The sequence below is a fragment of the Thalassotalea coralli genome (genome assembly GCF_055786205.1).
This window is the reverse complement of record NZ_JBVVBK010000003.1, coordinates 244,141-262,602: the sequence shown is the minus strand read 5'-3', so window position 1 is coordinate 262,602 and position 18,462 is coordinate 244,141. Positions and strand designations below refer to the sequence as shown.

14 protein-coding genes are annotated in these 18,462 nt (G+C 41.1%); 9 read left to right on the top strand and 5 right to left on the bottom strand.

Annotated elements, in window-relative coordinates:
* Positions 1–143: 143 nt before the first annotated feature.
* Both ACOB80_RS09335 and ACOB80_RS09330 read right to left on the bottom strand, forming a co-directional pair.
* Positions 144–2,717 (bottom strand): hypothetical protein, encoded by a 2,574-nt coding sequence (locus ACOB80_RS09335; RefSeq protein ID WP_473165553.1) that lies wholly within the window; start codon positions 2,715–2,717, stop codon positions 144–146.
* A gap of 270 nt (positions 2,718–2,987) precedes the next feature.
* On the bottom strand, positions 2,988–3,992 hold the full coding sequence (locus ACOB80_RS09330) for an alpha/beta hydrolase family protein (protein WP_473165552.1): 1,005 nt from the start codon (positions 3,990–3,992) through the stop codon (positions 2,988–2,990).
* Between the two features lie 115 nt (positions 3,993–4,107).
* Here ACOB80_RS09330 and ACOB80_RS09325 point away from each other — a divergent pair, with 115 nt between their 5' ends.
* From ACOB80_RS09325 to ACOB80_RS09310, 4 genes are all read left to right on the top strand, one after another.
* Positions 4,108–5,178: a sensor histidine kinase gene (locus ACOB80_RS09325; protein WP_473165551.1), complete on the top strand. Its 1,071-nt coding sequence runs from the start codon at positions 4,108–4,110 to the stop codon at positions 5,176–5,178.
* Complete coding sequence (locus ACOB80_RS09320; protein ID WP_473165550.1) at positions 5,159–5,848, top strand: LytR/AlgR family response regulator transcription factor; 690 nt, start codon at positions 5,159–5,161, stop codon at positions 5,846–5,848. Before ACOB80_RS09325 ends, ACOB80_RS09320 begins: the two co-directional genes overlap by 20 nt.
* A 395-nt stretch (positions 5,849–6,243) precedes the next feature.
* Complete coding sequence (locus ACOB80_RS09315; protein ID WP_473165549.1) at positions 6,244–8,601, top strand: glycosyl hydrolase family 18 protein; 2,358 nt, start codon at positions 6,244–6,246, stop codon at positions 8,599–8,601.
* A gap of 106 nt (positions 8,602–8,707) precedes the next feature.
* Positions 8,708–10,672 (top strand): PKD domain-containing protein, encoded by a 1,965-nt coding sequence (locus ACOB80_RS09310; RefSeq protein ID WP_473165548.1) that lies wholly within the window; start codon positions 8,708–8,710, stop codon positions 10,670–10,672.
* A 91-nt stretch (positions 10,673–10,763) separates the two neighbouring features.
* Here ACOB80_RS09310 and ACOB80_RS09305 read toward each other — a convergent pair whose 3' ends face one another.
* Positions 10,764–11,306, bottom strand: a complete 543-nt coding sequence (locus ACOB80_RS09305) for a YdgA family protein (RefSeq protein WP_473165547.1) — start codon at positions 11,304–11,306, stop codon at positions 10,764–10,766.
* Between the two features lie 257 nt (positions 11,307–11,563).
* On the opposite strand from ACOB80_RS09305, the gene arfB reads away from it, so the two are divergent.
* Complete coding sequence (arfB, locus tag ACOB80_RS09300; RefSeq protein ID WP_473165546.1) at positions 11,564–11,977, top strand: alternative ribosome rescue aminoacyl-tRNA hydrolase ArfB; 414 nt, start codon at positions 11,564–11,566, stop codon at positions 11,975–11,977.
* A gap of 24 nt (positions 11,978–12,001) precedes the next feature.
* Here the strand turns inward: arfB and ACOB80_RS09295 are convergent, their stop codons facing one another.
* Positions 12,002–12,178 (bottom strand): hypothetical protein, encoded by a 177-nt coding sequence (locus tag ACOB80_RS09295; RefSeq protein WP_473165545.1) that lies wholly within the window; start codon positions 12,176–12,178, stop codon positions 12,002–12,004.
* Between the two features lie 280 nt (positions 12,179–12,458).
* Between ACOB80_RS09295 and ACOB80_RS09290 the strand changes: the two genes are divergently transcribed.
* A complete protein-coding gene (locus ACOB80_RS09290; RefSeq protein WP_473165544.1) occupies positions 12,459–14,186 on the top strand; it encodes a sensor domain-containing diguanylate cyclase in 1,728 nt (575 codons plus the stop codon).
* Positions 14,187–14,196: 10 nt separating this feature from the next.
* Here the strand turns inward: ACOB80_RS09290 and ACOB80_RS09285 are convergent, their stop codons facing one another.
* A complete protein-coding gene (locus ACOB80_RS09285; RefSeq protein ID WP_473165543.1) occupies positions 14,197–14,862 on the bottom strand; it encodes a cupin domain-containing protein in 666 nt (221 codons plus the stop codon).
* 169 nt (positions 14,863–15,031) lie between these two features.
* On the opposite strand from ACOB80_RS09285, the gene ACOB80_RS09280 reads away from it, so the two are divergent.
* The 3 genes from ACOB80_RS09280 (at position 15,032) to ACOB80_RS09270 (ending at position 18,421) form a co-directional block, all read left to right on the top strand.
* Positions 15,032–15,934 carry a CPBP family intramembrane glutamic endopeptidase gene (locus ACOB80_RS09280; RefSeq protein WP_473165542.1) on the top strand — a complete coding sequence of 301 codons (903 nt, stop codon included), beginning with the start codon at positions 15,032–15,034 and terminating at the stop codon, positions 15,932–15,934.
* A 157-nt stretch (positions 15,935–16,091) separates the two neighbouring features.
* Complete coding sequence (locus ACOB80_RS09275; protein ID WP_473165541.1) at positions 16,092–16,430, top strand: zinc ribbon domain-containing protein YjdM; 339 nt, start codon at positions 16,092–16,094, stop codon at positions 16,428–16,430.
* Positions 16,431–16,645: 215 nt separating this feature from the next.
* The gene (locus tag ACOB80_RS09270) at positions 16,646–18,421 is read left to right on the top strand and encodes a S41 family peptidase (protein WP_473165540.1); all 1,776 of its coding nucleotides are present in this window, start codon (positions 16,646–16,648) and stop codon (positions 18,419–18,421) included.
* The last annotated feature ends 41 nt before the right edge of the window (positions 18,422–18,462 follow it).

Genomic DNA, 18,462 nt, shown 5'->3' with positions numbered 1-18,462 from the left:
TCCAAAGGACAGCATTTATCATGCTTTTCTACTGCGTTATCGCTTATTTATGTGGAATAACCACATGACATAAGCTCTGTCTTGTATAAAAACATGATAAATTGCTGCAAAAATAGCCTCGAAAGATCAACACGCCCTAAATATTAACGATTAAATTTAGCAGGAATAAATGGTAAACGTTTGCGTAGTGTCACAGGTTCACCATCAACTTCAGCAACAACAGTTACTTCATACCATGCATCGTGGTCGAGTTCTTTCTCTTCTACCGCGAATGAGTGACTTAGCGCCATTTCTTGATATGGTTTAATTTCCAATTCTTCAGTGACGGTTTCTTTTTTACCACTGTGATAGAAATCGTAAGTCACCATGCCTTTGGTTTTGCCGGCAAATGGACCGTGTAGCATCGCGTTGATTACCAGTTTGCCATCAACATATTCCGCCGACAAACTTGGTAATTCGTAGCCGTTATACTTCTTAGTTTTTTGTTCCATTGACTGAGTAATATCGGCACCGTGCCAGTTGTGAGCTAGCTCCGTAGTCACCATTTTTCCTTTATCAAGTAAATCTTGTGGAATGAGTACGGTAACTTTTTCACCTGGTGCTGCGGCAACATCTGCTTTGTGAGAGCTGCCATTTACTGTGAAAGTTAATTGTCCTTTCATTGGCTGCTTACCATGGTTGGTAATGATGGCGTATTCTTTTAAGCCTTTTAAGCTAGTACCTAACCAATCAACTTGTAATTGCACGCCTGAAAGCTCTGCAAGACCTTCGTTTAGGCCTTGACCGTCTTTAACTAAAGCTGGAAGCATAGCTTCGATGGCTTTAATTTCGGCATCAGCAGTATTCGGGTTTAATGGCGCTTTGTTTAAGCGATCAAATGCTTTTCGCCATGAGTCCGGCGTTGATTTACCTGCTTTCCAATTTGCGCGAGCGAAACGTTGTGCAAGTTTGTCACCAGCAAAACCCCAGTAGTTAGTCGCAGTTTGTTTATTGTAATCAGGTTTATTTGGATTTAAATCACGACCATCGTCAATATAAGGTGTAATACCATGTTGGTTGCCATCGGCAACTAAACCAAAATCGCGGTTCACTAATTGTTCATGTTGAGCTGATGAAATGGCTTGCGAGTGAGTAAAAGTGTCAGCATTTTTCGCTTTAACAGTGACGACAAGTGCAGACTTAGTGAATTGCACAGAAACACCCAGTTCAGCGCGATCTTGTGCGCGAATACTTGAGGTTATGTCAGCAGGTAGTGGGATTTCCACTAGCTCGCCGTCTAATGTGCGAGCATCAAGAACAAGTGTTTTACCTTCTTTGATTTCAACACGATATTGCGCATCTAAGTTAGTATCTGCACCTTTCCAACTGCGGTAAGACTCTTCAATAGCTTTGGCATTTTCTTCAGTTTGCTTAACACCAAACGCCATGCCGATTGAACCGTCGTTAATTTCGTCTTTTTTGAATTCAAGTAAGTAAGCAAGTGTTGGCTCTGCGACGCCACGTTTTGCTTTTAACACTAAATCACTGTCATCTTGTACAGGAAAATCTAGCTTTAACAAACCGCCGTAGCTAGGTTTATCTGCTGGTTTCATGGAAAAGCCTACACGTTGAGGTGCGTAATCGTAGCTAGATTTACGCTTGTAGAACATGTTGCCATCAATTTCCCAAGGGCCACGCGTTGCAACAACGTGAGTTTGATCGATTTGAGCAACCCAAGCTTTAAAGTCTGCTTCTAGTTTGTCCCAATCAGGCACTACACTTTGTAAAATTTCTAATGACTCTTTACGACTCGCTGTTTGGCGACGCGTAACTTCTTGCGAGTATATTTTCATGTACTGTGAAAATTCAGGATTGCTATACATGAACTGTACGAATAATACGTTCAAACCACGGTCGAAACGCGGGCGATCATGAATCTCAACAATAGTTGGTTGTTCTTTTTTGTAAGTATCTAAAGACCAACTCATCATATCGAAAATTGGTACATCGTGACCGAACACGGTTAACTGTTTTTTATCTTTATCAAAGATGTGGTTTGATAACGAGTCACCCAATCCTTCGCCATGCCATGAAGGCGTCCATGGGTAATTACCTAACGCCATTTGATACGAGTGCATGGTTTCGTGAATAGAAATATAACGCTGATGCTGATGACGCTCAGTTGGGAAGCTATAACCTACCCAGTTATAGTACATAGCTTCACCACCAGCTGTATGATGAATACCACGGTTAAAACCATCGTCAAACATTGCCATACGTAACTTGTCGTTACTTGTTGCGTAAGTTGACGCAATACGCTGGTTATCAATGTTTGGTGGCTCCATACCAAAATATTCTACGTAGTATGGATAAGAAAGCTCTAATAGCTCTAGAAAGAACTCCGCGCGCTCTGCAGGGTAATCTGTTTTTAAGGCAAAGTGCTTACTCACGTACCATTCAAACCCCTCAGTATTAGCCACTTTTCCTTCACTGTAAGTGAACGGAATTTGTTTACCAACATAAGCCACATCAATATCGACTAAGGTTGAAACACGAGCGTTGGTTATAACATTCGCTTTCATTTCAGACGGCTTAGGAATCGCTTGCACAACTGACAGTGAATAAGAGGATTGTTGCGCTGTGTTGGCTGTATTAGGGGACTTTACTTCTTGAGCGGTTTGGTTACAGGCTGTTAAAAACATTGCTGCAAATAGAACGTTGAGTTTTTTATTCACCATACTTATTCTCTTTTTGTATACAATCTTGTTGAGCCTAGCATAGGCAATAACTTGGTGAATGACAACGAAAAAAAGAAGCGTTGATAGATTGTTGATACTGAATTAACAGATTGGTTACAGATTCAACAATTCACTCACTTTACACGCATTTTCACTAGCACTACAAAGGGATTGGGAATACTGAATTTGCGTATTTTTACCTTACGCGCAAACACGAACGGAGGTTAATAGTTCGTGTTTGCTAGGCTAGTTAGTACAGTGAAAGTATGTTTAAAGTGTTTTACTAAACCACGTGACAACGGCATCTAGTGCTTCTTGACGGTTTGGTCGCATACCGTGATCAGCGCCCTCGAATATCTTCAATTCAACGGAACGGTTGTTGGCTTCTAGCGCGTTAGCTAGTCGCTTACTTTGATTTACATGAACACGCTTATCGCTATCGCCATGCAGTAAGAAAATAGGCAGCTTAGCAGGCAGTTGATCTAGCCAATGGATAACTGAACGCATTTGTAATTGTTGCTGCTTTTGTGTGGCGTACTGAGGAATTCTTGCTTTGTAGACACGTTCCATTTCAGGTCGCTCTTCAATGCTAGCCTCTAAATCACTTACACCTGCCCATACGGCAATAGACTTGATTTGAGGAAGTTGCTTTACTGCCATGTAAGTCATGTGCCCACCGCGACTAACACCAAACATGCCGATTTTGTTTTTATCCACTTGAGGTAATTGCTCTGCGATGTTGACCAACGCGACGACATCGTTCACGTCTTTGCCACCAAACTCGTCTTGTTTGCGATAGTTACTGGCTAAAACGATAAAGCCTTTTTTTGCCAAGGCTAGCTGACCGCCTATTATGGAAAACCTTGTGTTTTCGCCAAAACGACCGTTACCGCCTCGGTTAAAAATGATGGTAGGTGATGCCTTGTTTTCCGCTTGTTTTTTGGCGAAATAAAAGCCATCTACCTCTGTTCCTTTCACGATATAGGTGTATTTATAGCAGTGGTAATTAGTTTTAATTTCTTGAAAAAGTGATGGCGAGAAGCCTTTTTTAAGTTTAGTGGCAAACTTTTCCACAAAGGCTTTTTGCGGCTTTTTACCGCGAGCCCTTATTAATTCAGTTGCGCTTGTTTGTAAAAATTGTTCATAGCTATCCGTCTCTTGAATGCATTGTTGTTGCTCGTTAACTAAGTGCTCGGGCAAAATATTTGCATTCGTTGAACTCGCAACGATAACGAATAAAAATATAACTAGTAGATTCTTATGTAAGTAATTCATTTGTAATGTGCTTTTTGTTAATGACTGTTAGGTGAAAAGTAACAATTGCTACATGCTTATGGTAATCTAATCGACCAAGGTTACAATTCTTTCGGTCAAGGATTCATTATTCCCGATGAACGACATTAGTGCGGCATTAAGCAAATCTCCTTCTACCAGGTCGGTTGCCGCTGCAGTTACCTTTTTCATTATTATTACTTGCGCAATTACGTGGTTTTTTTCGCAACAAATATCGCCGCCTGATCCTAGGTTTACTCACTATTTTAAAGAGATGTATTGGCTTCATTTAACGGGAAATTGGTGCGTTTTATTATTGGGAAGTTTTTATATCACCCGAAAGTCCGCAGACACTAAGGTAGCAATTAGAGTGATCGCTTGTTGTTTTGTCGTTATTGCCGCTACTGCTTTTGATAACGCTATCGATAAGTTATTTTTCTTTGACCAATTATCCGATAAGTCACCTCATTGGTTTTTCGTGTCCATCACTAATGCTACAGCTAACACTTTTTATTTAGTGCTAGGCGTAGTAGCAAGACTAATTTACGACGGCGTATGTCAGCGTAAAGTATTAGTTGCTTTGGAAGTCGCAAAGCTTCAAGCTGAAGTTGCGTTACTTAAAACGCAAACCGCTCCTCACTTTTTGTTTAATGTGCTTAATGCGCTATATAACAAAGCGAGTAACGAGCAGGCACTTGAAACCGCTCAAGGCTTGTTACTGATATCGAATTTGTTGCGCTATTCACTCTATAAAGACATGGATGAGCGTGTTTCATTGCAGCATGAAGTTAAGGCAATAAACGACTATTTATCTTTGGAGCAATTGAGGTTCAATCAAGCGCTGCCTGTTGTTTTTATGACGGATATCGCTGATGAAAACTATCAACTATACCCAATGTTATTGATGCCTTTGATTGAAAATGCCATCAAGTATGGGTCGATGGCATCGACCGACGAGGACATTGTCATTTCTATTGTGCAAAAAGCTGATGGTATTGAGTTGGTCACTTCAAATTTAATACCGGTAACCAAAAGTACAGAGGGGGACGCTGGTGGCCTTGGTCTTACAAATTTAAAACAGCGACTGGAAATGCTGTATCCTAATAATTATGTATTAGCTATTGAACAAGAAAATGGCGTTTTTCACACAAGATTAGAGGTTCGCGGTAATGAACATAGTGATCATTGATGATGAGCAAGCATCTCTTGAGATTATTAAAGGGTACTGCGAGCAGTTAGCGTATGTAGAGAATATTCACTGTTTTGAAAAGCCGCTAGAAGCACTTACTTTTACTAAAGAGCAGCAGGTTGATTTAGTAATATCAGATATTAATATGCCGTTACTTGCAGGTACTGAGTTAATTACCTTGGTACCGCATTCAACCGACGTAATATTTATGAGTGCTCATTCTTCGTTTGCTGTTGATGCCTTTGAATTGAACGCACTTGATTACTTGTTAAAACCGATATCTTTTGCTCGTTTTGTTAAAGCCATGGAGAAAAAAGGCAAGCCACAAGTCGCCACAGAAAACAATCTAGATTCATTTCTGTTTGTTAAAATTGATGGTATAAAAAAACGTATCAACATAGAAGACATACAGTATGTTCAAGCGAATGGTGATTACGTAAATATTGTCACAACTGAACAGAAAACGCCTTTTCTCGCCCTGATGAGCATGAATAAAATTCAATCTTTGTTGCCGAGTAAACAGTTTATTCGGGTCCACCGCTCGAGTATCGTTAATCTTGCTTGTGTAGATGTGATAGATACAGACCACCTATACATTGGTGATAAAGACATAACTATCGGTAAAACTTACCGAAAAGTGGTAGAAGACAAAATAAATTTAGCGACTTAATTAGGAGACATATCTTTTCTAGGGCTGAGTTTTTCTAAAGGGCTTAAAGTCGCTATAGCACCTGTTTTATATCTAGTTAAATAAACCTCCGTAATTAGCTTGCGCCCCTCAAATAAATGTTAACATTTTATTAAATTAATTTGACAGCGTTGTCATAATTATCTACAAATATAAATTAGAGCGCTGCTTTTTTGTTCATCTCTGCGGATTTTGATGCCGTTTATCAATGTTTCACCTCTCGTTTTACAAACGCTTTTTGCTGCGCTAATGACACCTAAATTAGGTAAATAAGTACTTTTCCTCATGACTGCCTTCCTATGTGTATAGGGTAACGCATTGAGTAAGGCAAAGGCGAAAGAACTAATAAACAACTAACAATAATTAAGGAATTTACAATGAAATTCGCGATGTTAAAGACAACATTGATCGCGAGCTTATTTATTAGTGGTATGGCTCAAGCTGTCGATTGTAGTGGCCTGAATGAGTGGAATAGCTCTACGGCGTATCAAGGTGGTAGTGAAGTAAAACAAAACAATAAGGCGTACAAGGCTAATTGGTGGACACAAAACCAAAGTCCGGCTGATTTCTCTGGTCAATGGCAAGAATGGTCGCTTTTAGGAACTTGTGATGGCGGCGGTAACAATAATCAAGCACCTAGTGCCAATGCCAATGGGCCATATAGCGGTCAAGTTAATGCGAATATTGCTTTTGACAGCACAGGATCGAACGACCCTGATGGCAATATCGCTAGCTATTCTTGGGATTTTGGCGATGGCAATAGCAGTAATCAAGCAAGTCCTATTCACAGTTATGTAAGTGCTGGCACGTATTCTGTGACACTTTCGGTAACCGATAATCAAGGTGCTACTGATGCTAGTAATACTACTGCGACAATTACTGATGATAACGGTGGCGGTAATTGTTCTGTGCCTCAATACAATGCAGGCACGGCTTATGCGGCTAATGATGAAGTGAGCAATAACGGCAGAAAATACTCCTGTAAAATTGCTGGCTGGTGCTCCTCATCTGCAGCTTGGGCTTACGAGCCGGGTGTTGGAGCGCATTGGCAAGATGCGTGGACGGACAGCGGGGCATGTTCTGGCGGTGAAAATCAGCAACCAATAGCCAACGCCAATGGCCCTTATTCCGGTAGTGAGAACCAAGCGATTGCTTTTAGCAGCGCAGGCTCGAGCGACCCTGATGGCAGCATAGCGCAGTATTTGTGGGACTTTGGTGATGGCAATACCAGCACAGATCCAAATCCAAACCACACTTACGCTTCTGCTGGTAATTTCACCGTAAGCTTAACCGTTACTGATAACCAAGGTGCCGCAAGCACATCCACTACAGCGGTAACGGTAACAGCCGGTGGTAATTTACCGCCAATTGCTAACGTTAATGGCCCATATTCGGCACAGCAAAATACGCCTATTGTGTTTTCAAGCGCCGGTTCTAGTGATGCCGACGGTAATATCGTTAGTTACCAATGGAACTTTGGTAATGGCGCATCGAGCAATCAGGAAAACCCAACCTATAGCTACCCACAAGCTGGAAACTACACAGTATCGCTAACGGTAACAGATAATGACGGAGCGTCTTCTACCTCAACGGTATCAGCGATAATTACGGGCACTGGCGGTGGTAATGGTGGCGATAAACTGATCGGCTATTTTGTCGAGTGGGGCGTTTATGATCGCAACTATCATGTGAAAAATATTCACACGAGTGGCTCAGCGCAAAAACTAACACATATCATGTATGCCTTTGGCAATGTAACTAATGGTCAATGTGTGATTGGTGACAGTTATGCTGCTTACGATAAGTTCTATGGGGCTAATGATAGTGTTGATGGTGTGGCAGATACCTGGGATGCAGGTGCATTGCGCGGCAACTTTGGCCAGTTGCGTCGCTTGAAACAAATGTACCCTAATTTAAAAGTTGTCTGGTCGTTTGGTGGCTGGACTTGGTCTGGTGGTTTCGGGCAGGCAGCTCAGAATGCGACAGCATTCGCTGACTCATGTTACAACCTAGTGTTTGATCCGCGTTGGGCAGATGTATTTGATGGCATCGATATTGATTGGGAATACCCAAATGAGTGTGGCTTAAACTGTGACACTAGTGGTTTTGATTCTTATCGCGTATTGATGAAAGCACTACGCGATAGATTTGGTAGCGATAAGTTAGTTACTGCAGCGATTAGCGCAGGCAACGCGAAACATAATGCCGCTGATTATGGTGGCGCTTCACAGTACGTCGACTTTTACATGTTGATGACGTACGACTTCTTTGGAGCATGGGACAAAACAGGACCAACAGCGCCACATTCACCTCTTTATAGTTACCAAGGGATTCCTATCAGCGACTTTAATACTGATAGCGGATTGCAAAGCATTAAGAGTAAAGGCGTTCCAGCCAGTAAAATTCTGCTTGGTATTGGCTTTTATGGCAGGGGTTGGACAGGTGTGACGCAAAGTGCACCTGGCGGAAGCGCGACTGCTGCGGCAACAGGTCAATATGAAGCAGGCATAAATGACTACAAAGTATTGAAAAACTCTTGTCCAGCAACAGGAACAATTGCGGGAACTGCCTATGCACACTGCGGTAACAACTGGTGGAGTTACGATACGCCAGCAACCATTGGTACGAAGATGAACTACATGAACCAACAAGGCTTAGGCGGAGCATTCTTCTGGGAGTTAAGTGGTGACACCACGAATGGTGAACTAATTCAGGCTATTAACAATGGCTTGTAGCGTTAACCGACAACTTATCTAGCGCAGTGAATTGGGGCGACCATTTAATTTAAAGAAGCGGTCGCCTCTTCTTCGCTTTTCTTTTCGATCAATGTAGGGAATTGAAATGAATAAAGTTTTTAAGCAAATAACTATGGCTGCAGTCACTTTTTATAGTGTTGAGGCATTGGCAGTTGATTGCTCAAATTTAAGTGTTTGGTCATCGAGCCAAGCTTACTCTGGTGGTGCGGAAGTTCAGCACAATAACGTCGCTTATCGTGCAAACTGGTGGACACAAAACCACAATCCTGCGCAATATTCTGGGCAGTGGCAGGAGTGGACAAATTTAGGTACGTGTAACGGCGGAGGAGGTGGAAACCTTAGCCCTGTTGCGCAAATTAATGGTCCTTATCAAGCTTTGCTAGGTGATGCGATTAGCTTCTCTAGCCAAGGTAGTAACGATCCGGATGGTAATATTGCGAGTTATGCTTGGTCATTTGGCGACAATGGCACAAGTAACCAACCAAACCCTGTCTATACGTATTCGGCGATCGGTGCTTACACCGTGTCACTTACTGTGACAGATAACCAAGGAGCGACATCGATAGCAACCACCACCGCCACTATTTCCAGTGTGGGTAATGGCAATGATTGTAGTGGCGTGACTCAATATGTTGTAGGCAATAGCTATGCAGTGGGAGACATAGTTGCCAACAATAATCATAAGTATCAATGTAAAATTGCCGGTTGGTGTTCCTCGAATGCCGCTTGGGCTTATGCGCCTGGAACTGGCAGCCATTGGCAATCAGCATGGCAAGATGCAGGTGCTTGTGACACTGGGCCGCTGGCGCCTATCGCTAATGCTAATGGTCCTTATATTGGCAATGTAAATGTCCCCATTAACTTTAGTAGTTCAGGTTCCAATGATCCTGATGGCAGTATTGTCACCTACGATTGGAGCTTTGGCGATGGCGCTAGTAGTAATCAGGTAAACCCAAGCCATAGTTACAGTGCTAATGGCAATTATGTTGCTTCGCTTACGGTAACTGACAACGATGGGATGACAGATTCCAGTAGTGCTAGCGTGACCATTTCTGATACTACAACGCCTGATCCACTACCTAAACGTTTGTTAATTGGTTACTGGCATAACTTTGACAATGGGTCTACTACTACCAAGATAAAAGACGTTGATAATGCTTGGGACTTTATCAACGTATCTTTTGCTGAAAATAAACCAGGTGGCGCTGAAGGCGAAGTAGCTTTTTCACCATTTAACGACACAGATGCAGACTTTATCGCTGGCGTTAAAGCCCAACAAGCGAAAGGTAAAAAAGTACTCATTTCTTTAGGTGGAGCTAACGCGCATTTGCAGCTTAAAACCATTACTGCGCGAGATAACTATGTTCGAACCATGGGTGAAATAATCGCTAAATACGGGTTTGATGGTTTAGACATTGATCTAGAAGGTGGCTCCTTAAGTATGGATGCTGGCGATACGATTACTAATGTTCAAACACCAGCAATTGTTAACTTGATCGATGCAACACGTACGTTGAAACAGCGATTCGGTAGTCGTTTTATATTAACAATGGCGCCTGAAACTGCTTATGTACAAGGTGGACTCAATAATTTTGGTGGCATATGGGGAGCGTATTTACCGCTTATTCACGCGCTACGGAATGATTTAACTGTTCTGCATGTACAGCATTACAATACTGGTTCCATGTATGGTAACGACGGCAATATTTATAACGCCGCGACCGTCGATTTTCATGTAGCGTTAATTGATATGCTTATCACTGGGTTTAATGCAGCTAGCCCAAGTAATTCGTTTGTTGGATTAAAGGCCAGCCAAGTTGCCATTGGATTGCCTTCTGGCACTAGCTCGGCAAGTTCTGGCTACACGGTGCCTGCCGATGTGCATAAAGCCATGGACTGTTTGATTAAGAAAAGCCAGTGTGGCAACTATGTACCGGCACAGGCTCACCCAAATTTACGCGGTTTGATGACTTGGTCGATTAACTGGGATGAAGCTAACGGCAAGAATTTTTCTACGCCGCATCGCAGTTATTTAGACCAAAACCCCTAATTGGAAATGTTTAAAAAGGCTAAGGAAATTTGGTTTAGGTTTCCTTAGCCTGTTGTTTAAATGTGGCAAGCTTTTAACAATCAGCAAAGAACTAGGCTTCTTGTTCCTTATTTTGTGCTTTTACAAATTTTTGATTGTCGAGGTTTTCTTTTAACATCTCTTCTTTCATTTGTTGAAGTTGCTCGATCATTTTTTCTTTTTCTTCAGGGCTTAAATTTTCATCTTTGGCGATTTGTTCGATCATGGCGTCTAGTTCTTTAAGCTTATCGCGATCGATACCCATACGCTTATCTAGTATTCCTTGCATCACTTCGGCAAATTTTTCACCACTGCTTTGTGCTTTCACTTCCTCGCCATCTTCGGTGTTTTGATTGGCGCTCAACAATGAAGCTGCTGTTTCGGGCTTAACATAAATCGGTGATATTTTTTCTACTGGCTTTCCTTCGTATAGTGCCTTCGCTTCTGCAGATAAAGTGACTGTATCTTGCATATTGACGACAGTTTGATAGCTTTCTTGACGCTTTGTTTGGCTAAAATCGACATGACTTTTTCCTTGAATCTTTGCCGACTCGACAAGTGAAGAATAATTGATATTGCTTAGCACCGAACTGTCCTTATGTGTTAACTGCTTCATCGTGTTTGTTTGCTAGCTGGTTATAGCAGGTTTTGTACCAAGGCTATAAAGTAAAGAAAGTTAAGTGTTCTGTGCTTTTCTCGTCCGTTTTTTACTAATTTTATGGAAAAAGTTGTCAAATTTTCGGTAAGCATTGAGGAAGAAGTGGCAATCACTTGCCACTGGTAAGGATTTAATTCTATTTAGCGAATTTCATTCACTAAAAGGTTTATACTGTTAACTAGCAAAAATACCTTGATGAAATAGTTTGTTCGACCATGTTACAAATCTCAAATACAGTCACCCTTTCAGAGTGGGAAATAGAGCTTAACGCTATTCGCTCTCAAGGCAGCGGGGGGCAGCGAGTGAACAAAGTTGCTACAGCTATCCACTTGCGTTTTGATATTAAGCGTTCGTCGTTGCCTGTTATTTACAAAGAAAGATTGTTGAAATTGTCGGATAGCCGAATTTCTAGTGACGGGGTGATAGTCATTAAATCGCAATCTCACCGCACTCAAGATATGAACAAGCAAGACGCTTTAGACCGCTTAAAAGCGCTGATACTGTCGGCAATGGTCGTGCAAAAAAAGCGTAAAGCCACCAAGCCGACAAGAAGCTCTCAAGTTAAGCGTGTGGATGCAAAAAAAAGAAAATCAGCAACTAAGTCTTTAAGAGGAAAAGTTTCTTACTAATACGGACTTTCTCGCTTTAGCTAACTACTCTTTGCTCTTTTTCAATGATGAATAAAACGCCGCAGCAATCGCAATTGCTAAGGCAAAGCCTACAGGCAAATTATTCATGGCTACCCCGCAACTAACGCCTATGGCTGTACCTATACCAATGCTGTATGCTAGAGGGGATTTTATTTGCTCAGACTGCTTGCTGCCGCTCATTGTCTCTCCTTAAACGTTGTACTTTTACGTTTTCATACCTACTAATCGCATAGTCTTAGCATGATTCAAAAAATTACAGTGGACATTGCATTTAGTGCAAATGTTAACAGAATGTAAAAATTATTAGTTATAACAATGGATTATCGAGATTTAGTGTGGAATTTGCTATGCTTTGCTTTAGTACTGCAATGTTCAACTTAATATGCTCCAGCTATTCTTTACTTCTTTTTTGTTACGCAAAAATCGATTGCGTTTGCCTTCATTTCTTAGTCTTTTAGGCGTGTTAAGTATAGTAAGCGCAATCCTATCGTTTAGCGCTGCCGCTCATGTAAACACCATTGATTTAACGTCCTTTAACAGTGGTACCTTAGGAAAATACACCGAGTATTTTCAGGAAACTTCTAAGAAGCTAACGTTACAACAAGCGTTAAAAAGATTTGAGCGTGGTGAAATAAAGGTTGGAAGTAGCAACTCTATCTCGCTTGGTATTGACGTAGCACCGGTCTGGATGCTTATCAAAGTTAACAATTCTTCCCGAAACCTAATTAACTATCGCTTAGCGTTGGAGACGCCATGGATTGATTTTATAGATACTTGGCTGATATATGACGGACAAACCATCGATATGATCTCCGGGGGGGATGGTTATCCGTTCGAACAACGGCCAATGCCTTATCGGTATTACGCCTTTGAACATGCGTTTACACCTGGCACTACTCATATTGTAATGCGTATTGAAACTAAAGGACCTATGGCATTACCTGTACAATTTAGTACCCGCGATGCAGCTATTCAACGAGATATCTCAGGTGGTTACCAATACGGCATTCTGTACGGAATTATGGGGGCGTTAGCCCTATATAATCTCGTTTTATTTGTATTTATAAGACAAAGGGAATATGGCTTATATAGTTTGTATTTGATGGGCTTTATTCTTAATAGTTTATCTTATACGGGTCAACTTCATACGATTTTTACCCCAGATTTTGGGCCTTACTTTCAGGATTGGCTCGATATATTTTTAATGATCACTTACAGCATTGCTGGGCTGCACTTTGCGCGAACATTACTTGATACAAGAAGCTATGCACCGAATTTAGATAAATTTGTGATATTAGTAACCGTGCTTTTTCCGTTGGGAATGTTAGTCGGTTTTGTTTTAAATAACCTGTTTCTTTCGATGGCATTGGCGTTTGTCTTAAATACCTGTTTTGTTCTTTTGTTCGTTGTTATGGGGTTAAAAGCATTATCCGAAAGACGTAAATTTGCAAAAGTGTTTTTAGTTTCTTCGGTAACGGCTGCTGTTTGTATCACTATTTCAACGTTAGCCGTAGCAGGTGTTTTGGTCCCTTATAACGACTTTACTTTTAAGCTTATAGAAATAGGGATGACCTTTGAGGCTATTCTACTAGCAGTGATATTGGCGCAACAGTTTCGCTCTGCAAGGCTCGATAAGATGATTGCTCAAAAATATGCGCGAACCGATGTACTTACTCAAATCAATAATCGCCGAGGCTTTCTTGATCTGAGTGAACCTGTTTGGCAAAGCTTAGTGCGTGAAAATCGTGATGTTTCGGTTGTCTTGATCGATGTTGATAACTTTAAGCGTTTTAACGATAAATATGGTCATGATGTGGGAGATGAAGTGCTTAAAATCATTGCTAAAACAATACTTTCTACCTGCCGAAGGGGGGACATTTGTGCTAGGTGGGGAGGTGAAGAATTCATTATCATGTTACCTGAAACGCCGTTGCCCCAAGCAGACAAACAGGCAGAGCGCATAAGAGCGGCAATAGAAAAAACATCGTTTAATATTTTAGACAATTTAATCCCACTTACCGCGAGTTTGGGTATCGCTGGGACTACCAACGGTATTAACGAAAAGACTTCTTCGAAGAGTTTTACGCTAGAGGCGTTGATCAATCATGCTGACCAAGGGCTTTATTTTGCAAAAACACGTGGCAAAAATCAGGTCATTGATATCGATAATGTTACTGTAATAAAGTAAGAAAACCGCGTTACCAAGGTAAATGCCCTGTTTTTACCCAAATGATGGTTTCTTGTTCTACAAAAGGGTGATGTTGGCTTAAATGCGGGCTCCTAATCCAAGTGCCTGCTGGATAGCTACCATATTCATCTTTAAATTCGCCTGATAATACGAATATTTCTTCGCCACCAAAGTGCTTGTGTGGCTTAAATTCTTCGCCTTTAGGCCATTTAACAAGCGCGACATGTTCGCCGAGATGTTCGTGCAAAGGCATAACAGATAAGCCGCCTTGTCCAGGCAGCCAAGGTGAGTTTGCGGTATCGAGTCGAACCTGAGCAAGATCACTTTCTTGAAACTGATGCAACTTAACTAACAACACGCATCCTTTTTCAGAATATGGGGCGTGGATAAAGCCTTTTGGGTTTCGAAAGTAAGTACCCGCGGGGTAGTCTCCGGTATGATCTGAAAACACCCCTTCGAGTACTAAAATTTCTTCACCTAAAGGGTGGTTGTGCTCTGAAAAAGAGGCTCCAGCGTCATACTTAACGACGCTAGTAGCATGGCCTTGTTCAGCGTCCTCTCGTGCTAAAGGTTTACGCCAAACGCCTTGTTTGGGACTTGGCAACCAAGATTGTTCATTCGTATTCACAACGACGCGTTGAGAAAAATCCATGTTCAGATTGGTAATGATACTCATCGCAATTTTACTCGTTCAAGTTTGTTTGGAAAGCTACACAATACGGTACTCGTTCAGATAGGTTTTATCACATTTTCAAAAAAATTTATAAATAGTAGACATCGCGTGCATCCATTCCTTCGTTTTCAACATCTTGTAAATAAGGAATTAATAACAATAGGGTAAATATATGGGTGCAACAATTCAAAAGTGGCTAAGAAATAGTGAAGGGAAGATAAGAAACGGTTGGTGGATGTTATTGTTTGCCTTATTCGTTGTGATTAGTCGACCCATCTTCTTCTTCGTCAATGGCTCACTGAAAGATTTAGGTATCGATGAGCTATGGCTAAAACCGATTCCTTTTATTTTTATATTGGTTATTACTTGGCTGTGTTTAAAACTTAGAAAAGAAAGGTTGGCGGATGTTGGTCTTAGCGTTAATGGGCAGTGGTTTAAACAAGTTTTTGCTGGCCTAGTTATCGGTTCGTTACAAATTGGTATCGTTGTGTTATTCATTGCCTTAGTGGGCGGTGTAGAGCTAAAAATTAAAGAAAATATTGCTTTTAACGTCGTCCTTATTGGCTTTTATAGCATGTTGTTTGCGTCGCTTTTAGAGGAGCTTTTGTTTAGAGGGTTCTTATTTCAGCGATTGATCGCTGGTTTAGGCTTTGTATGGGCGCAAGTCATTTTAGGCGGTTTGTTTGCCTTTGGGCATGTAACGGATCCAGAGCTGAGTCTATCTGCACAAATATGGGGAGGCTTGGATTTAGTTCTTGGGGCGATGGTATTTGGCTTAGCTTACTATCGAACGCAAAGTTTAGCTTTACCTGTTGGGTTGCATTTAGGCTGGAATTGGTTTCAAGGTCATGTTTTAGGCTTTGCGGTTAGCAGCCATGATCAACAAGGCATATTTGAACCTGTTATCACCAATATGCCTGAATGGTTAACGGGCGGCAGCTTTGGGCCTGAAGCGACAGTATTTGCGGTAGCGTCAGAAATTATAATGTTGGTAATTTTATGGCGTTGGAAAGGGATAGCTAAAACGCAGGCGCCGCAAATTGAAAGCAAACTAGAAGTAAGCACCGCAAGTTAAGGGCAATTAGCTAAACAAATGGAGAATACGCTTCTTAATGTGCTTGATCTGTATCATGAAGAAGCGTGTTGTTCTGTGAGGTGCTAAACAATCGCTAGTAACTTTGCTACCAACTGGTAAAATACATGGAAATTTATTCTCTGATCAAAATAACCCTATGAGTGATTCATTACCTCCTTGTCCTAAGTGTCAATCTGAATATGTATATCAAGACCAGTCGCTTCTTATTTGCCCTGAATGTGGGCACGAATGGGACCCAACGGAGCCAGATGAAGATCAGGTTATCGTCAAAGACTTTAACGGCACTATCTTAGCGGATGGCGATAAAGTGACTGTCGTAAAAGACCTTAAAATAAAAGGCAGCTCACAAGTGATCAAGATTGGCACTAAAGCCGTGGTGCGTCGTGTACTTGATAAAAAAGATCATGAACTAGACTGTAAAGTAGACGGTGTTGGTGAAATGATGGTAACCGCAAAGTTTGTTAAAAAAGCGTAGTGTAAAACCCCCTAAGCTGTTTTTTAAAAAGTTAGAAAGCTTTTGCTTTCTAACTTTCCTTCCTCAGAATTGAGCTTTTAAGCCAGCGAAAATTGCTAATAGTTACTAAATGTTTATGTTCAATTACTACGAACCTATTCGTTGCATACGGCTGAAATGCAGTGTATAAAATATACTTAAAATAACTATATTAAAATCAAAAGGATGTTGTTTATATGAAGTATGCATTGTGCGCCTTACTTTTCTCTTTCACTTTGCCAGGGATAGCAGAATCTAACGTTTCTGATGTTAAGCCTGATACACAAAAGCAGCCAATCTCCTTGGCATCTCAAGACAAAAGTTTCGATAACGGTTCTCAGATAACGCTTGAAGACCTAAATAAGGTGTCGATAGAAGATCTGGCCTTGTTAGGCCGAATTTGGGGTTTTCTAAAATACCACCACCCAAAAGTAGGAAGCGGCGATATTCATTGGGATTATGAGTTGTTTAGAATTCTGCCAAAATATACGCAAAGCAAAGATTCAAAACAACGAGATGCACTTCTTCTCGAATGGATAAACAACCTAGGTGAAGTGGCAGCTTGTTCAGAGTGCAAAGAAACTAGTGCTGACGCCTTGTTGAAACCCAATTTAGCTTGGTTAAAGGTACATAAAGTCAGCGATTTACTCGTTGACAAAATTAACGCCATCTATAACAACCGAATTCAAGGTATGCATTATTACTTAGATGCAACACAAAGCGGTAACGCCATTTTTAAAAACGAAGAGAGTTATTCTTCGATGAAACTTCCCGATGCAGGTTTTAGGTTGTTAACGATTTTCCGTTACTGGAATATGATCGAATACTATTTTCCTTACAAGTATCTAACGGGCAATTCTTGGGATACTGTGCTTAATGAATACATAGCTAAATTTATTAATGCACGAAGTAAATGGGATTTTGAGCAGGCGTTGTTAGGCGTTATTGGTGAAGTAAAAGATACGCATGCAGGTCTGTGGTCAGGTAGGGACAAGTTTGCTGAAATGTTAGGGCTAAACTTTCCTCCTGTCGTTACCCATATAGTTGAAGACAAGCTAATTGTTACTGATTTTTACACAGAGTCGAAAGATGAAAACGCAGCCATGTCGGAAGCTGTGGGTTTGAAAATTGGTGATGTCATAACGCATGTTAAAGGTGAGGCGGTTGAAGATATCGTTAACGAAAGACTAGCGTTTTACCCTGCTTCAAATACAGCCGCAAAATTAAGGAATCTTGCACCAGATCTATTGCGTTCTAACGAAAAAGCGATAGAAATTACCTTTGTAAGAGACGGAAAATCCAGTAAGAAAAATTTAAAACTATATCGTCCCAACGAAATCCACCTATTTTTCTTTGACGGTCGAGCAAACTCTACCGAGCCTAGCCATCAATTGCTAGACGACAATATTGGTTATATCACGTTAAAAACCATCAAACAGGGTGACCCAAAGAAAATAATGGATAAATTTGCCAAGACCAAAGGCATTATTATTGATATTCGCAACTATCCTGCGACTTTTGTTCCTTATTCGCTAGGCACTTATTTTGTCAAGGAGAAAACGCCTTTCGTAAAATTCACCGTGCCTAACTATCAAAATCCAGGCGAATTTAACATGATGCCACCAATTGACATACCTAACATTGAAAATCGATATCAAGGTAAAGTGGTGGTTTTAGTCAATGAAAAAACCCAAAGTCAGGGCGAGTTCACAGCTATGGCTTTTCAAGCAGGCGAAAATACTCAGGTGCTTGGCAGTACAACCGCTGGGGCAGATGGCAACGTAACATCAATACCATTACCAGGTGGCGTATTTACTACTATTTCGGGGCTAGGTGTTTACTACCCTGACGGCAGTGAAACGCAGCAAGTGGGTGTATCAATTGATAAGGAAGTAAAGCCAACAATCGCAGGTATTAAAGCGGGTCGTGATGAGTTGTTAGAAGCCGCTATTGAACTCATTAAAGGTGAATAGCGTATACTGATAATAGGCAAAGTTAACGCATTGGATTTAGG

Bases quoted from the DNA above. Each gene is read 5' to 3' on its own strand.
- ACOB80_RS09320 (WP_473165550.1), top strand. From the start codon at position 5,159: ATGAACATAGTGATCATTGATGATGAGCAAGCATCTCTTGAGATTATT.
- ACOB80_RS09270 (WP_473165540.1), top strand. From the start codon at position 16,646: ATGAAGTATGCATTGTGCGCCTTACTTTTCTCTTTCACTTTGCCAGGG.
- ACOB80_RS09295 (WP_473165545.1), bottom strand. From the start codon at position 12,178: ATGAGCGGCAGCAAGCAGTCTGAGCAAATAAAATCCCCTCTAGCATAC.
- ACOB80_RS09305 (WP_473165547.1), bottom strand. From the start codon at position 11,306: ATGAAGCAGTTAACACATAAGGACAGTTCGGTGCTAAGCAATATCAAT.
- ACOB80_RS09285 (WP_473165543.1), bottom strand. From the start codon at position 14,862: ATGAGTATCATTACCAATCTGAACATGGATTTTTCTCAACGCGTCGTT.
- ACOB80_RS09310 (WP_473165548.1), top strand. From the start codon at position 8,708: ATGAATAAAGTTTTTAAGCAAATAACTATGGCTGCAGTCACTTTTTAT.
- ACOB80_RS09330 (WP_473165552.1), bottom strand. From the start codon at position 3,992: ATGAATTACTTACATAAGAATCTACTAGTTATATTTTTATTCGTTATC.
- ACOB80_RS09335 (WP_473165553.1), bottom strand. From the start codon at position 2,717: ATGGTGAATAAAAAACTCAACGTTCTATTTGCAGCAATGTTTTTAACA.
- ACOB80_RS09325 (WP_473165551.1), top strand. From the start codon at position 4,108: ATGAACGACATTAGTGCGGCATTAAGCAAATCTCCTTCTACCAGGTCG.
- ACOB80_RS09315 (WP_473165549.1), top strand. From the start codon at position 6,244: ATGAAATTCGCGATGTTAAAGACAACATTGATCGCGAGCTTATTTATT.
- ACOB80_RS09280 (WP_473165542.1), top strand. From the start codon at position 15,032: ATGGGTGCAACAATTCAAAAGTGGCTAAGAAATAGTGAAGGGAAGATA.
- ACOB80_RS09275 (WP_473165541.1), top strand. From the start codon at position 16,092: ATGAGTGATTCATTACCTCCTTGTCCTAAGTGTCAATCTGAATATGTA.
- arfB (WP_473165546.1), top strand. From the start codon at position 11,564: ATGTTACAAATCTCAAATACAGTCACCCTTTCAGAGTGGGAAATAGAG.